Origin of the sequence: Tianweitania sediminis, from assembly GCF_017813335.1 — a bacterium.
Lineage (GTDB): Bacteria > Pseudomonadota > Alphaproteobacteria > Rhizobiales > Rhizobiaceae > Tianweitania > Tianweitania sediminis.
On record NZ_JAGIYY010000010.1, the window covers coordinates 88,748 to 103,801 of the forward strand.

A 15,054-nucleotide genomic window follows, 5' to 3' on the forward strand; every position below is an offset into this window, starting at 1 on the left:
TCCGCTAGAAGAATCAGGGCAAAGGCAGGAATTTATGGCTGATCCAATCAAGCCACATGGCATGGCGCGCTTGCGGAACTACTTTTTGACGGGCGTTGTCGTGATCGCGCCGCTGGGGATCACCGCCTATCTGACGTGGTACTTCATCAGCAAGATCGACAGCTGGGTGAAGCCCTATATTCCGCACCGGTATAATCCGGAAAGCTATCTGCCCTTTGCGGTGCCGGGGTTCGGGCTCCTTGTGGCGCTGGTCTTCATCACGCTCGTCGGTTTCCTGACCGCGAATTTCGTGGGTCGCTCCATCCTGAATTTCGGCGAGCGGATCCTTGATCGCATCCCGCTCGCTCGCAACATCTACCGCGGCCTGAAGCAGATCTTCGCGACGATCCTTGCCAATCGGGCGGATCTTTTCAGCCAGGTGGGTCTGGTTGAATGGCCGCGCCCCGGTTGCTGGTCCATCGTCTTCATCGCCCGCCAGCATGATTCTGAGATCAACGTCGCTTTGGCTGAACGGGAAGGCCGCATCCTTTCGGTGTTTCGCCCTATCACGCCGAACATCACCACGGGATATCTGCTTTACGTCAACGAGAAGGACGTCATTCCCTTGTCGATGACCATCGAGGAAGCTGCGCGACTGCTTGTTTCCGCAGGGCTGGTTGTGCCGGAGTTCCAGGGCACAAGGGAAGAGGTGGCCGAGAAACTGACGCCGCCAGGGGCCGCTTCAACCGGCGCGTAACAGTCGAACCGCCTCGTCGCGCCCGAAGATATAAAGCAGCATCCGGATCGCTTCCCCGCGCGCCGACTTCAGGTCGGGGTCGCGCTGGAGGATCAGGCGGGCGTCGTCTCGGGCAATCTCCAGCAGGTCGGCATGATGCTCGAGCCGAGCAACGCGAAACCCCGGTGTTCCGGATTGCCGAGTGCCCATCAATTCGCCTTCGCCGCGCAGCTTCAGGTCTTCTTCCGCGATCAGAAAGCCATCATCGGTGTCACGCAGCACGGACAGCCGCTTGCGCGCCGTTTCGCTCGTCGGCTCCTTGTAGAGGAGCACGCAGGTCGACGGCCTGGACCCGCGGCCGACGCGGCCGCGAAGCTGGTGCAACTGCGCCAAGCCGAAGCGTTCGGCATGTTCGATCACGATGATGGTTGCGTCAGGTACGTCGACGCCCACTTCGATCACAGTGGTGGCAACGAGTACACGGATGTCGCCACTCTTGAACGCGGCCATGGCGGCATCTTTCTCCACACCCTTCATGCGTCCATGCACCAAGCCGACGCTGGCGCCAAAGATCGGCTGGAGCTTGCGAAAACGATCTTCGGCAGACATCAGTTTGATCTCTTCCGATTCCTCCACGAGCGGGCAGATCCAATAGACTTTCTGACCCCCGTCGATCGCCCCCCGGATCCTCGCGACGAGATCATCAAGGCGCTCGAGCGGCAGGGTCACCGTCTTGATAGCCTGTCGTCCGGCGGGCTTCTCCGTCAGCTTGGAAACATCCATGTCGCCGAAGGCCGTCAGCACAAGCGTTCGCGGGATGGGCGTTGCGGTCATTACTAGCATATCCGGCGCGGCCCCCTTGGCCGTCATGGCAAGCCGCTGATGCACGCCGAACCGGTGTTGCTCGTCGACGATCGCAAGCACCATGTCGTGGTAAACCACGCCTTCTTGGAACAAGGCGTGAGTTCCGACAACGATGTGAATACTGCCGTCGGCGAGGCCGGCGAGGATCCGGCTGCGCTCCTGGCCCTTTTCGCGGCCCGTCAGAACCGCTGCACGCAGACCGGCCTTCTCGGCAAGGGGGGCGATTGTGCTGAAATGCTGCCGTGCGAGGATTTCGGTTGGTGCCATGAGGGCGGATTGCCCGCCCGCTTCCGCTGCTCGCGCCATGGCAAGGAGGGCCACCACGGTCTTGCCGGCCCCGACGTCGCCTTGCAGAAGCCGCGCCATGCGCTCATCGTCCGCGAGATCTGCTTCGATCTCCTTGAATGCGCGCTCCTGGCTGGCGGTCAGGCTGTAGGGAAGGGCGCTGCGAATCGCTGCCACAAGCCGGCCATCGCCTTTGAGGGGACGCCCTTGCAGCCGCCTGAGCCGGGACCGCACGAGAGCCAGGGCGATCTGCCCAGCCAGCAGTTCATCATAAGCAAGCCGGCGAAAGGCCAGACTTTCCGGAGAAACATCTTCGGGTGCGTCGAGATCGTGAAGGGAAAGAAGCGCTTCCTTGAAGTCAGGCCAGGACTCACGCTCAGTCAGTGGCGGGTCGAGCCATTCCGGCAGAGCGGGGACCCTGCCAAGCGCATGGGCAATCGCCTTGCGGAGAACCTTGGACGACAGCCCGGCGGTGAGTGGATAGACCGGCTCCACGAGCGGCAGCGTATCGGCCTCAGACAGGAGCGCCATGTGGTCGGGATGCACCATGCTCGGCCGACCGTTGAACCAGTCGACGCGGCCGCTGACCACAACCGTTTCGCCTTCCGGGAGCTGTTTTTCGAGCCAGGCGGCATGACCGCGAAAGAAGGTCAGCGCGATTTCGCCCGTGTCGTCATGGGCAAACACGCGGTAGGGCACGGAACGGTTGCCGCGCGGCGGCGGTTGATGGCGATCGATCCGCACCTCGAGCGTTACCACCGCACCGGGCGGCGCAAGCGCGATGCCAGGCCGGTCTCGCCGGTCGATCACGCCTTGCGGAAGAACAAACAGGAGGTCTCCAACGCGCACCTCGCGATCGCCCACGTCCACAGGCACCACATTTTCCAGCAGTTGCGCCAGCTTCGGACCAACGCCGTCGAGCGAGGTGACCGGGGCAAACAGGGGATCAAGCAGAACGGGGCGCATGCATGCTTCTATGCTCTTGCCGGTCCGGTTCCAAGAACACGCTTCCTGCAGCCAGGCGGCTGACACTGACCAGCCGGCGCGCTATATGCGGCTCGACCTTCCTTTTCACCGTTTCAGGCAAGCCCATGACCGGAACCAACCGCTCCAGCGAGGGCCTGGATAATCGTCGCCGGAAGGCCCTGATCCGATCATGGCGACGGGGCATTCGCGAAATGGACCTGATTCTCGGTCGCTTCGCCGACGCGGAGATTGCGACCTTGTCCGACGGGGAAATCGAACAATATGAACGCCTTCTGGATGTTCCGGACGTCGACCTCTTTACGTTCGTGACTGGTGAACGTCCGACCCCACCAGAACTCGCCACTCCCTTATTTCAGCGCATCGTCGCTCTATCGCGCAGGCAAGGCCTCATCTTCTCAACATGACTCTTCTTCCGAAACTCGGCCTTCCCAAAGCTTCCACGGGCTCGATCATCCTTGACGGCGTAGCGGACGGCTTCGAAGCCTTCGCCCTTGCGCGCGTCGTCACCGAAAGCGGCAACGGCCCGATCCTTTTCGTTGCGCGTGACGGGCAGCGATTGCCGGCGCTGGCGGACGCCCTTGCTTTCGTGGATCCGGGCATTCCTGTTCTGCAGCTGCCTGCGTGGGACTGCCTCCCTTATGACCGCGTTTCACCAGGGGTCGACGCCGCGGCCCGGCGTTTGGAAGCGCTCGCCGGCATCCTTGCGCTTCGTCAAAAGCCGCATCGGGCGGTGATCCTCACCACTGCCAATGCCGTTCTCCAGAAAATGCCGCCAATGGAAGTTCTGGCTGCGCAGTCTTATACGGCGCGGCCTGGCAACCAGATCGACATGAAGGCGCTGATCGCGCGGCTCGAAAGCGAAGGCTTTGACCGGGTCGGCACCGTACGCGACGTCGGTGAATTCGCCGTGCGAGGCGGCATTCTGGATCTGTTCGTGCCGGGATCTCCCGAGCCCCTGCGGCTCGACTTCTTCGGCGATACGCTGGAGTCGATCCGCGCGTTCGACCCGGCTGACCAGCGCACGGTGGGCCAACGCAAGGAGTTCACGCTCCAGCCGATGAGCGAAATCACGCTGGATCCTGAAACGATCAGCCGCTTTCGCCGCAACTACGTTTCCACCTTTGGCGCGCCGAGCCGCGATGACGCCCTCTACGCGGCGATCAGCGAAGGCCGCCGCTTTGCCGGCATGGAGCACTGGCTTCCGCTGTTTTTTGATCGGGTGGAAACCGTGTTCGACTACCTGCCGGAAGCGCCCGTCGTGTTCGACCACCTCGCGCGCGAATCGCTGGGAGAGCGGCACACGCTGATCAACGACCACTTTGAAGCCCGAAAGGCGCAGAGCGACACCAAGGGCCTGGCAGACGCGGTCCCGTATAAGCCGATCCGCCCCGAGCTCCTTTACCTGACCCCGGACGATGTTTCGCGCGCCGAGCAGGATCGCCTGTCCGTGGAACTCACCCCTTTCGATGCGCCGTTCACGAGCGGTCGCAAGATCCTGCATGCCGGTTCACGGAGCGGGCGCACTTTTGCGGAAGAACGTGCTGACCCCAAGGCGAACGTTTTCGAGGCGGTGGCACGCTACATCGCCGATGATCGCGCTGCCGGCCGGCGCGTGCTGATCGCCGGCTGGAGTGAAGGCTCGCTGGACCGTTTGGCGTCCATCCTGGAAGAGCGAGGCCTCGAAAACCTGGTGATCGTCGACCGGCTGGCGGGGGTCGAAAAGCTGAAGCCGGGGCAAGCAGCGCTTGCTGTGCTGCCGGTGGAAGCGGGTTTCTCCACCGACACGATGACGGTGATCGCCGAACAGGACATACTTGGCGACCGGCTTATCCGCCGCAAGAAGCGGAAGAAGGCATCGGACTTCATCGCCGAGGTGGCATCCTTGGCGGCCGGTGACATCGTGGTTCATGCCGATCACGGAATCGGCCGGTTCGTCGGCTTGCAAACCATTCAGGCGGCGGGCGCGCCGCATGACTGTTTGGAGATTCGTTACGCCGGCGATGACCGGCTTTACCTGCCCGTCGAAAACATCGAGCTCCTGTCGCGCTATGGTTCGGACGCAGCGGAAACGACGCTCGACAAGCTCGGCGGCGTTGCCTGGCAATCGCGCAAGGCCAAGCTCAAGAAGCGGCTGCTGGAGATGGCAGGCCAACTGATCCAGATCGCGGCCGAGCGCAAGATGCGCGGCGCACCGACCATGGTCCCTCCGGAAGGCGTTTATGGCGAGTTTGCAGCCCGCTTCCCCTATGACGAAACGGATGACCAGCAGGCGGCAATCGACGCCGTGCGTGATGATCTGGGCGCAGGACAGCCGATGGATCGCCTGATCTGCGGCGATGTCGGCTTCGGCAAAACGGAGGTGGCGCTGCGGGCGGCCTTCATTGCGGCTATGGAAGGGTTCCAAGTTGCGGTGGTGGTGCCAACCACCCTGCTGGCGCGGCAGCACTTCCGCACCTTCTCGCAGCGCTTCGCGGGCCTACCCGTGACGGTTCGCCAAGCCTCGCGTCTCGTCACCGCCAAGGAGCTGAATGAAACCAAGAAGGGCTTGTCGGAAGGCACCATCGACGTAGTGGTCGGCACCCATGCCCTTCTGACCAGTTCGGTCAACTTCAAGCGCCTCGGTCTGCTGATCATCGATGAAGAGCAGCATTTCGGGGTCAAGCACAAGGAGCGCCTCAAGGAGCTGAAGAGCGACGTGCATGTGCTGACCCTGTCAGCCACGCCGATTCCGCGCACCTTGCAGCTCGCGTTGACCGGCGTACGCGAGCTTTCGCTGATCACAACGCCTCCGGTCGACCGCATGGCCGTGCGCACCTTTATTGCGCCCTTCGATCCGCTGGTGATCCGAGAAACGCTGCTTCGCGAGCGGTTTCGCGGCGGCCAAAGCTTTTATGTCGTGCCTCGCATCGCGGACCTGAAGGAAATCAGCGACTTTCTCGCCAATGCTGTGCCGGAGTTGAAGGTGGCGGTCGCACATGGGCAGATGCCGCCAACGGAACTCGAAGACATCATGAATGCCTTCTACGACGGGCAATATGATGTGCTCCTGTCCACCACCATTGTGGAATCAGGCCTCGACATCCCGACGGCCAATACGATGATCGTCCACCGCGCCGACATGTTCGGTTTGGCGCAGCTCTATCAGCTGCGGGGACGCGTGGGGCGCTCGAAACTAAGAGCCTTCGCGCTGTTCACTTTGCCGGCAAAAAAGACCATGACGCAAACGGCCGAGCGCCGACTCAAGGTTTTGCAATCCCTCGACACCTTGGGGGCCGGCTTCCAGCTCGCGAGCCACGATCTCGATATCCGCGGCGCCGGAAATCTCCTAGGTGATGAGCAGTCCGGCCACATCAAGGAAGTCGGCTTCGAACTTTACCAGCAAATGTTGGAAGAAGCGGTGGCTGAGTTGAAGGGCAGTGGCGAGGTCCAGGATGGCAGCTGGTCGCCGCAGATCTCCGTCGGGACTGCCGTCATGATCCCGGAGTCCTACGTGCCCGACCTGCAACTGCGTCTTGGCCTTTACAGGCGAATTGCAGAGCTCGAGGGTGCGGCGGAGATCGACGCATTTGGCGCGGAACTCATCGACCGCTTCGGCCCGTTGCCGGAAGAGGTGCAGCACCTCCTGAAGATCGTTTTCATCAAGACCTTGTGTCGTCAGGCGAATGTGGAGAAGCTGGATGCCGGGCCGAAGGGTGTTGTGATCCAGTTCCGCGAAAAGCAGTTCTCCAATCCGGCCGGGCTCGTGCGCTATGTCGGCGAGCAGGGCTCGCAGGCCAAGATCAGGCCGGACCACAGCATCGTGTTCATGCGCGACTGGCCGACACCGGAAAAGCGCCTCGCCGGTTCAGCCGTGGTTATGACGCAGTTGGCACGCCTGGTGGACAAGGCAGCCTGAAGCAGCGCCTCAGCGTAGCTTGAAGACGCGGCAGGAGCTTCCGGCTTGCGCCGGCGGCGCGAAGGGCGGACGGATGATCAAGGCGTCTGACTGCGCCAGCGTGCTCAGCATGGATGAATCCTGCACCGGCAGCGGCGTGGCCACAAGCGCGCCGTCGACCAGCTTCGTTGTGGCGCGGACGTAATCCTCGCGCTCGCCGTTTTCGGCCATGGCCAAGCCCAAGCGGGCGTCGCGAATGTCTGCCACATACTCAAGCCCGCCAAGGCGCGCGAGGAGCGGTGCCAGAAACAGGTGAGAACAAACGAGGCTTGCCACCGGATTGCCGGGGAGACCAAGGACCCGTGTCGTGCCCAGGCGCCCAAACATCAGTGGCTTGCCGGGCCGCATTGCGATCTTCCAAAACGACAGGTCAATGCCGGCTTGTTCCAGTACTGGCCGCACCAGATCATGATCGCCGACGGATGCGCCGCCCAGCGTGACGATCACGTCGGCTTGCGCTTTGGCTCTTGCTATGGCGTCGCCGATCGCCTGCTTGTCGTCGGGGACAACGCCAAGATCGATAACCTCGGCCCCAACGCCGCGGGCAACGGCCGCAACCCCGAAGCTGTTGGACGCGATGATCTGGTCGGGTCCGGGCTCAGTGCCGGGAAGAACCAGTTCGTTGCCGGTGGCGATCAAAGCAACACGCGGGCGGCGCACAACCGGAAGCACGGAAAGGTTGGCGGCTGCTGCCAGTGAAAGCGCACCGGGATCCAGCCTGCGCCCTTTCGGCAGAAGAGATTGGCCTTCGGCGAAGTCCAGCCCGGCGCTCCGGATGTTTCGCCCTTCAGCAACCGGTTCGAGGGCAAGTATCAGATCGCCCGCACGATCAACGTTTTCCTGGATCAGAACGGCGTCTGCTCCTTCCGGCACCGGGGCACCGGTGAAGATGCGAACGGCTTCGCCGGCACCAACCCGTCCGCCGAAGCGCCGGCCGGCTACGGCCTCACCAATCACGCGCAGGTTCCGCTTCGGATCAGTGGTGTCTTCCGCTTGAACGGCATAGCCGTCCATGGCCGAAGCGTCGAACGGGGGCTGCGTACGGTGCGCGATCAATGACTCAGCCAGCACGCGTTCTGCTGCTTGGTCGAGGTCAACCCATTCCATTGGCAGCGGCTCCGCGCCGTCCAGAAGCCGATGATGCGCTTCACCGATGGGCAGCAGCGCCATGGTCAATCGGCTCGCGGGCGAAAGTCGCCTGACTTGCCGCCGGTCTTTTCCACAAGGCGGACGCCCGTGATGGTCATGCCGCGATCAACCGCCTTGGCCATGTCGTAGATCGTCAGGCAGGCCACGGATGCGGCTGTCAAAGCTTCCATCTCCACGCCTGTTTTGCCGCTGACGCGCGCCAGTGCGGAAACACGCAGTCCGGGCAGGGCAGAGTCCGCCTCGATCTCCACAGCGACCTTGGTCAGGAGAAGAGGGTGGCAAAGCGGGATCAGATCATGGGTTTTCTTGGCGGCCATGATGCCGGCAACACGCGCAACGCCCAGAACGTCGCCTTTTTTCGCGTTGCCTTGCATGATCATGGAGAGCGTTTCCGGCTGCATCAGGACAAGCCCTTCTGCTCGCGCCGTCCGTTCTGTTTCGGCTTTGGAACCGACATCCACCATGCTGGCCTGGCCGGCAGCGTCGAGATGCGTGAGGTCGCTCATCCCGCGATCTCGACCACGTTCTCGCCGTGGAGCAGGCGGCGCGTTGCCGCTTCCACATCGGCCTGCCGCATCAAGCTTTCACCGATCAGGAAGGTGCCGATCCCGACCCGCGCGAGGCGCAAGCAGTCCGCATGCGTGAAGATGCCGCTTTCACCCACCAGCAGACGGTCACTCGGGAACTCGGCAGCCAATCGTTCTGAAACCGCGAGATCGACCTCGAAGGTGCGGAGGTTGCGATTGTTGATGCCGATCAGGCGCGACGAAAGCTTTAGCGCGCGCTCCATCTCGGCTTCATCGTGAACCTCGATGAGCACGTCCATGCCAAGCTCATGCGCCAGATCTTCGAGCGTCTTCGCGTCGCTGTCGCTGAGACTGGCCATGATCAGGAGAATGGCATCGGCGCCCCAGTGCCGCGCTTCGTAGACCTGATAGGGCTCGAACATGAAGTCCTTGCGCAGAACGGGCAGGCGGCAGGCGTCGCGGGCGGCGATCAGATATTCGGGCGCCCCTTGAAACGAAGGCGTGTCGGTCAACACGGACAAGCAGGCAGCGCCGCCAGCTTCATAGGCTCGAGCTAGGGCCGGCGGATCAAAATCGGGTCGGATTAGGCCCTTGGAAGGGCTGGCCTTCTTGATTTCAGCAATCAAGCCGAACCCGCCATCCGCCCGCTTTGACTCGATGGCTTCGATGAAGCCGCGCGAGGAGGGCGCATTATGAACAAGATCGCGCAAGCCCTCGATCGGCAGCCGTTGTTTTGCCGCCGCGATCTCCTCACGCTTGTAGCGCTCGATCTTGGCAAGGATGTCGCTCATCAGTTTGTCTCGCTGGAAACATGAACGAGCCGGTCCAACGCGGACAGCGCATCGCCATTGTCGATGGAATGTGCCGCGAGCAGCAGTCCGCTCTGAAGATCAGGTGACTTGCCGGCAATCACAAGCGCGGCGGCTGCGTTCAGAAGCGCAATGTCGCGATAGGGTGTCTTCGTGCCAGCCAGCACATCGCGGAGCGCTTCCGCGTTGTGCGCGGCGTCCCCGCCCTTGAGATCGGCCATGCCGACGCGCTGGAGGCCCAGGCTCTCGGGTTCGATGGTGAACGTCCGCACGTCCCCGCCCTGAACGGCAGCCACTTGCGTAGTGCCAGCCGTTGTCATCTCGTCGAGGCCGTCGCCATGCACGACCCAGACATGCTCGGCACCGAGCCCTTTCAGCACGTGGGCGATCGGCTCAACCCAGTTGGGCGAGAAAACGCCGACCAGCTGGCGCTTGACACCCGCTGGATTGGACAAGGGGCCAAGCAGATTGAAGATCGTGCGCGTGCCGAGCTCGACTCGGCTTGGACCGACATGGCGCATGGCGGCGTGGTGCGCAGGCGCGAACATGAAGCCCAGTCCTGCTTCCCTGATGCAGCGGGTGATCGCCTGGGGTGAAAGTTCGATATTGACCCCGAGAGCGGTCAAAGTGTCAGCAGCGCCGGATCGTGACGACAACGCACGATTGCCGTGTTTGGCAACCTTGACGCCGGCGCCGGCCACGATGAAGGCAGCACAGGTGGAAACATTATAGGATCCGGACTGGTCGCCGCCGGTGCCGACAATATCCACCGCATCGGCTGGCGCTTCCACCCGCAGCATCTTTGCCCGCATGGTGGCGACTGCGCCGGAAATCTCATCCACGGTTTCGCCGCGAACCCGCAGTGCCATCAAGAACCCGCCGATCTGGCTGGGTGTTGCTTCGCCCGACATCATGATGTCGAAGGCGTCGCGCGCTTCCGCGAAATCGAGCGCTTGTCCTTGTGCCGCTTTGCCGAGGTAGGTCTTGAAGTCCGCCATGGCTAAAAGGCGAGCGCCCCGTCGATCGCGGCCCGATTGATGGCAACCGGATACTCGCCCTGCAGCCGAGCAACAAGCTGATCCAGAAGATCATCAGCCATGCCCGTGTTGAAGCGACGGCGCTGGTCTTCGGGCAGGCTGGCGGCATCGGCGCCGACAGGCTGCGTCACTTCCGTAACCTGGAACAGGATCTGCCCGCCGTCTTGCGGAGCCGGGGTGAGGCCCACAGCGCCTTCAACGACGCCAAAGATGGCTGCCACACCCTCGCGGCCGAAATCCACGTCGTCGGCTTCACGCTTGAGGCCCCGCTTTGTTTGCTTTTCCAGCCCCAGTTCTGTCGCCACCTGGTCTAGCGTCGCGGTTCCGTCGGAAACGCGCTTTTGCAATTCCGCCGCTCGAGCTTGCAGCCGGCTTGCGGATTGTTCGTCCTTCCATTCCTCGATAGCCTGGGCGCGGACTTCATCCAGCGTGCGGTCGCGCGGCGGGATCACCGCATCCACGGCAAAGAAGACATAGCCATTGGCATCTGTTTGGAGTGCCGGATTATCCGCCCCGACATCGGTTTCGAACGCTTCCCGGAGGAGGTCGGCCGAAGCAGGCAGATCGTCGACGATGGTTCCATCCGGCCGTTGCGCCTGCCGGTCCACCGCTTCCACCGTGGCGACGCGGAGGTTGAGCTGCTGCGCGGCTTCGCTCAGCGTCGACCCGGCTCCACGCGCATCTTCGAAGCGGTCATGCGCATCGAGAAGGATCCGGTTGGCCTCGCTCAAGGCAAGATCACGGCGGATCTGCTCGCCCACTTCTGCGAGGGGCCGCACGATCTCGGGGGTGATCTCGGTCACGCGCACGATCACAGGTCCGAAATTGCCTTGCACCACGCCGCTGGTCTGGCCGGCCTGCAGTCCGAAGGCCGCTTCGGCAATCGCCTGATCGGCAACTTCCGACTTGGCCAGCGTGCCCAACTGGACGTCGTCCATCGTTTTGCGCTGCCCCTGCACCACGCTTTCGAAAGAAGCTCCGTTGTTCAGGGCCGTGGATGCGGCTTCCGCATCGGCGGCGTTGCTGAAAACAAGCTGCTCGATCCTGCGGCGTTCCGGCGTGGTGAAGCGCGCCCTATTGGCATCGTAGTCACGCTGCACTTGTTCGTCTGAAATAGACGCAGGATCGGCAATATCGGCCGGCTCCATGCGCACATAAGAGATCTTGCGGTACTCGGGAGCTGCAAAGCGAGACTTGTTCGGTTCAAAGAAGGTCTGCAGCTCGGCTTCCGTCGGTTCGGCAATCGGCTCCACCAAGGAAGGGGGAAGGGTGATGAAGTCGGCTGTTCTGTCTTCGCCACTGTGAAGCGCGACCGCCTGAAGGAAAGCATCAGGAGCGTTCAGGCCGTCCGAGACGGCTTCCACGATTTGCTGCCGCACTGCTACCTGTTCCCGGTTGAGAAGGTAGTCCTGCGGCCGCATGCCGACCTGGCTTAGCACATACTGGAACTGCTGCCGGTTGAACTGTCCGTCAGGGCCGTGAAAGGCGGTATCGGATGCCGTCAACGAAGCCACGCGGTCTTCCGAAACGCCTAGACCCATGTCTTTGGCCTGCTCGTCGAGCAGGGCGCCGGCCACCAGCTGCGCGATGACCTGGTTTTCGATGCCGAAGCTGCGCGCTTGTTCGCGGGTGATCTGCATTCCCAGCTGCTGCGAATAAAGGCTGAGCTGCCGGTCATAGGCAAGTCGGAAGTCCTGCTGCGAGACGCGGGTGTCCCCGGCCGTGATGACGCTGCTGGCTGCACCACCGCTGACCATTTGGGCCGAAATGCCCCAAACGGCGAAGCTGATCACAAGAAGGACCAGCAGCAGCTTGGCGACCCAGGTCCCGGCAGCGCTTCGAAGGAATGACAGCATAAAGAGTTCCGTAGCTCGATCGGCGGCCCTTTGAATGGGCCATGTCAAGCGTCGGGCAATAACCCGCCCGGCCGGCAGTGTCGATTGCTTTGTACCGGCAATTTGATACGGAAGCAGCTTCAGGGAGCATCGAGGAGGAACCATGACCCCGGGCATACGACCGCTTGTAGCCGGCAATTGGAAGATGAACGGCTTGGGCGCTTCCCTGGACGAGCTGTCGCGGATCGCGCAGGGTTTCATGCATGGGCTGGATGCGGAAACCGAAGCCCTGATCTGTGTCCCGGACACGCTTCTTTCGCGCGCGGTTGAACGCACAAAAGGAACACCGGTGCGGATCGGCGCGCAGAACTGCCACACGGCCGAAAGCGGCGCGCACACCGGCGACGTTTCCGCCGAGATGCTCAGGGATGCGGGTGCCAAATATGTGATCGTCGGCCATTCGGAGCGCCGTACCGATCACAAGGAAACGGACGAACTGGTGCGGGCGAAAGCAGAAGCCGCCTGGCGGGCCGGACTGGAAGCGATCTTGTGCATCGGGGAGACCCGTGACCAACGCGACGCGGGGCAAGCCCTGCAGGTTCTTTCGCGGCAGGTTGCCGGCTCGGTGCCGAGAACGGCCACCGGGCACAACCTGGTTCTTGCCTACGAACCTGTTTGGGCGATCGGAACCGGCTTGACGCCCACGGTCGGCGATGTTGCAGCCGCGCATGCCCATATCCGGGGAGAACTTTCGAAGCTGATCGGCGATCAGGCGGCTCGAATCCGAATCCTTTATGGTGGTTCGGTGAAGCCCTCAAACGCCCGCGAGCTCTTGTCGATCGAGAATGTCGATGGGGCGCTTGTGGGCGGTGCAAGCCTGAAGGCTTCAGACTTCCTCGCCATTGCGGAAGCCTATCAACAGCTGCCCTAACGCGGGTTGCAGGGCTCTTTCACCGGCACCATATCAGCCCCGCGCCCGAGCGTGTCGTTACGCGGCGGGCGGCGCAGGGCTTGGATTGACGGCGGATTGCGTGTAGGAGCCGCCCAACAATCAAGCGGGCTGTCTAGCCGCAGGATCTTCCGGAACCATCATGCAGACCATTCTTATCGTCATTCATCTTTTGGTGGTGCTCGCCCTCGTTGCCGTTGTTCTTCTGCAGCGATCCGAAGGTGGCGGACTGGGGATTGGCGGCGGCTCGGGTTTCATGACGGCGCGGGGTGCCGCCAACGCACTCACTCGAACCACGGCGATCCTCGCCACGGCCTTTTTCGTGACTTCGCTCGCGCTGTCCATTGTGGCGCGCTACTACGGTGACAATCCGCTCGATATTCTTGACCGCCTTCCAAACAACCAGCCGGGGCAGACGCAGCCTGTTGGCGGCGGCGGCAATGGCGTTCTGGATCAGCTTGGCGGCAGCGCCACGCCAGCCGCACCAGCAACGATCACTGAACCCACTCCTGCACCGGTAACGCCGCCTTCAGGTGATGTGGCACCGGTTTCCCCGGCCCCCGCTCAACAAGCTCCTGCTGCGCAGCCTCCTGCGGATGCCGGCGTTCCTTCAGGGCAGTAGTCGGCTGGAGTGTGGAAGGTTTAATGAAGGTCCGCTGCGGCGGACCTTTTTGCTTTCCGAGTAACGCCCTTTGTGACCAAACAGTCACAGCCGGAGCTGAATAGCAAAACCGGGCTGCGTTCGGCGCCGCCGCGGACGCGTTGGATCTTGAGCGGCGGGCAACAAAGCATTACGACCATTTCTTGAGGGTGGCGCTATGGCGGGCGCCGTTGCGCGAGTCGCTCTCTTTAATCGATCTCAGGTTCGTCTCATGCTGCTCCGTGACTTCGTCATTGCCGGGTTCTGCTCGGCCGTTGTTTTCGCCACGCCTGCCCTTGCACGCGACGGTGATAATCCGCACAGCGCTCATCCGCAGCGTGTTGTGTCGGTGGAAACCACCGGCTCGACACCGAAAGCGTCAAAGCAGGCGGAAAGTTCGAAACGAGCTGATAACCGCAAGGGCGACAAGGCACAGCCGAAGAAGTCGGCCAACGCCGCCAAATCCACCAAGCGCCAGAAGCAGTTCGAAGCTGAACGGGCGGCCAAGCCGGTAAAGTCCGCAGCCAAGGCAATCCCCGTTTCAACGATGCCGACCGTGGATGTTGCGCTTGAAGGCAACAACGGCGAGTTGCGCAGCAGCGACAGGCCGCGCGGCGGCTTCTTTGACACAATCTTCGGCAAGGATGCCCCGCGCTACCTGCCGGAAACCACCACGCTCGACACCAAGCTCGCGGCGCGCTCTGCCGCGAAGCCTTTCACCGTTCGTCCCGAGTTCCAGCCGCAAACGGTGGCCTTCTCCGGTTATGAGCGCGGCACCATCGTGATCGATACCACTAGCCGCTACCTTTACCTTGTGGAGTCACGTGACACGGCGCGCCGCTATGCCATCGCTGTCGGCAAGGAAGGCCTTGCCTTCAAGGGCACTGCCAAGGTCGGCGACAAGCAGGAATGGCCGCGCTGGTTCCCCACAAAGGAGATGCAGGAGCGTGAGCCGAAGAAATATGGGCCCTATAAGGACGGCATGAACGGCGGTCCGGACAATCCGCTCGGCGCGCGCGCGATCTACCTTTACCAGGGCAAGCTTGATACCCATATCCGCATCCATGGCACCAACCAGCCGCAGAGCATTGGCAGCGCCTCCTCCAACGGATGCTTCCGCATGATCAACGATCACGTCATGGATCTTTACAATCGCGTGCCGATGGGCACGGAGGTCGTCGTTCTCTAGGCGATCAAGGCCAAGGCATATCCGAGAGGCCGGCTCGCCGGCCTCTTTTCTTTTGTTCACAGTGTCATGGCGCGAAGGCATGACACTGCCGATTTTGTTCTGGCGGAATCGATCCGCCCCAGCTAAGCGGTAGC

General features: G+C 62.4%; 12 protein-coding genes. 6 read left to right on the forward strand and 6 right to left on the reverse strand.

What is annotated here, in order from left to right; all coding sequences use genetic code 11:
- Nucleotides 1–34: 34 nt before the first annotated feature.
- A complete protein-coding gene (locus J5Y06_RS20165) occupies nt 35–736 on the forward strand; it encodes a DUF502 domain-containing protein (RefSeq protein ID WP_209336998.1) in 702 nt (233 codons plus the stop codon).
- Here the strand turns inward: J5Y06_RS20165 and recG are convergent.
- Nucleotides 722–2,830: an ATP-dependent DNA helicase RecG gene (gene recG / locus J5Y06_RS20170; RefSeq protein ID WP_245248170.1), complete on the reverse strand. Its 2,109-nt coding sequence runs from the start codon at nt 2,828–2,830 to the stop codon at nt 722–724. The genes J5Y06_RS20165 and recG overlap by 15 nt on opposite strands.
- 125 nt (nt 2,831–2,955) lie before the next feature.
- Between recG and J5Y06_RS20175 the strand changes: the two genes are divergently transcribed.
- Together J5Y06_RS20175 and mfd are read left to right on the forward strand one after the other, a co-directional pair.
- The gene (locus J5Y06_RS20175; protein WP_209336999.1) at nt 2,956–3,255 is read left to right on the forward strand and encodes an FAD assembly factor SdhE; all 300 of its coding nucleotides are present in this window, start codon (nt 2,956–2,958) and stop codon (nt 3,253–3,255) included.
- Nucleotides 3,252–6,746: a transcription-repair coupling factor gene (gene mfd / locus J5Y06_RS20180; protein WP_209337000.1), complete on the forward strand. Its 3,495-nt coding sequence runs from the start codon at nt 3,252–3,254 to the stop codon at nt 6,744–6,746. The genes J5Y06_RS20175 and mfd overlap by 4 nt, the downstream gene beginning before the upstream one ends.
- Nucleotides 6,747–6,755: 9 nt before the next feature.
- Here mfd and J5Y06_RS20185 read toward each other — a convergent pair whose 3' ends face one another.
- Genes J5Y06_RS20185 through J5Y06_RS20205 form a run of 5 tightly spaced genes read right to left on the reverse strand, consistent with a single transcriptional unit; the run spans nt 6,756 to nt 12,163 of the window.
- Nucleotides 6,756–7,955, reverse strand: a complete 1,200-nt coding sequence (locus J5Y06_RS20185) for a molybdopterin molybdotransferase MoeA (protein WP_209337001.1) — start codon at nt 7,953–7,955, stop codon at nt 6,756–6,758.
- A gap of 2 nt (nt 7,956–7,957) precedes the next feature.
- Entirely contained in the window at nt 7,958–8,440 is a 483-nt protein-coding gene (gene moaC, locus J5Y06_RS20190; protein ID WP_209337002.1) for a cyclic pyranopterin monophosphate synthase MoaC, read from the reverse strand.
- Entirely contained in the window at nt 8,437–9,255 is an 819-nt protein-coding gene (gene trpC / locus J5Y06_RS20195; RefSeq protein WP_209337082.1) for an indole-3-glycerol phosphate synthase TrpC, read from the reverse strand. The genes moaC and trpC overlap by 4 nt, the downstream gene beginning before the upstream one ends.
- Complete coding sequence (trpD, locus tag J5Y06_RS20200) at nt 9,252–10,268, reverse strand: anthranilate phosphoribosyltransferase (RefSeq protein ID WP_209337003.1); 1,017 nt, start codon at nt 10,266–10,268, stop codon at nt 9,252–9,254. Before trpD ends, trpC begins: the two co-directional genes overlap by 4 nt.
- Nucleotides 10,269–10,270: 2 nt before the next feature.
- On the reverse strand, nt 10,271–12,163 hold the full coding sequence (locus J5Y06_RS20205) for a SurA N-terminal domain-containing protein (RefSeq protein ID WP_209337004.1): 1,893 nt from the start codon (nt 12,161–12,163) through the stop codon (nt 10,271–10,273).
- A 142-nt stretch (nt 12,164–12,305) separates the two neighbouring features.
- Here J5Y06_RS20205 and tpiA point away from each other — a divergent pair, with 142 nt between their 5' ends.
- From tpiA to J5Y06_RS20220, 3 genes are all read left to right on the forward strand, one after another.
- Entirely contained in the window at nt 12,306–13,073 is a 768-nt protein-coding gene (gene tpiA, locus J5Y06_RS20210) for a triose-phosphate isomerase (protein WP_209337005.1), read from the forward strand.
- Between the two features lie 160 nt (nt 13,074–13,233).
- Nucleotides 13,234–13,713 carry a preprotein translocase subunit SecG gene (gene secG, locus J5Y06_RS20215; protein ID WP_209337006.1) on the forward strand — a complete coding sequence of 160 codons (480 nt, stop codon included), beginning with the start codon at nt 13,234–13,236 and terminating at the stop codon, nt 13,711–13,713.
- Nucleotides 13,714–13,963: 250 nt separating this feature from the next.
- Nucleotides 13,964–14,920, forward strand: coding sequence for a L,D-transpeptidase (locus J5Y06_RS20220; RefSeq protein WP_245248172.1), 957 nt, complete (start codon nt 13,964–13,966; stop codon nt 14,918–14,920).
- Nucleotides 14,921–15,054 lie beyond the last annotated feature (134 nt).

Bases quoted from the DNA above. Each gene is read 5' to 3' on its own strand.
- J5Y06_RS20165 (WP_209336998.1), top strand. From the start codon at position 35: ATGGCTGATCCAATCAAGCCACATGGCATGGCGCGCTTGCGGAACTAC.
- recG (WP_245248170.1), bottom strand. From the start codon at position 2,830: ATGCGCCCCGTTCTGCTTGATCCCCTGTTTGCCCCGGTCACCTCGCTC.
- J5Y06_RS20175 (WP_209336999.1), top strand. From the start codon at position 2,956: ATGACCGGAACCAACCGCTCCAGCGAGGGCCTGGATAATCGTCGCCGG.
- mfd (WP_209337000.1), top strand. From the start codon at position 3,252: ATGACTCTTCTTCCGAAACTCGGCCTTCCCAAAGCTTCCACGGGCTCG.
- J5Y06_RS20185 (WP_209337001.1), bottom strand. From the start codon at position 7,955: ATGGCGCTGCTGCCCATCGGTGAAGCGCATCATCGGCTTCTGGACGGC.
- moaC (WP_209337002.1), bottom strand. From the start codon at position 8,440: ATGAGCGACCTCACGCATCTCGACGCTGCCGGCCAGGCCAGCATGGTG.
- trpD (WP_209337003.1), bottom strand. From the start codon at position 10,268: ATGGCGGACTTCAAGACCTACCTCGGCAAAGCGGCACAAGGACAAGCG.
- J5Y06_RS20205 (WP_209337004.1), bottom strand. From the start codon at position 12,163: ATGCTGTCATTCCTTCGAAGCGCTGCCGGGACCTGGGTCGCCAAGCTG.
- tpiA (WP_209337005.1), top strand. From the start codon at position 12,306: ATGACCCCGGGCATACGACCGCTTGTAGCCGGCAATTGGAAGATGAAC.
- secG (WP_209337006.1), top strand. From the start codon at position 13,234: ATGCAGACCATTCTTATCGTCATTCATCTTTTGGTGGTGCTCGCCCTC.
- J5Y06_RS20220 (WP_245248172.1), top strand. From the start codon at position 13,964: ATGCTGCTCCGTGACTTCGTCATTGCCGGGTTCTGCTCGGCCGTTGTT.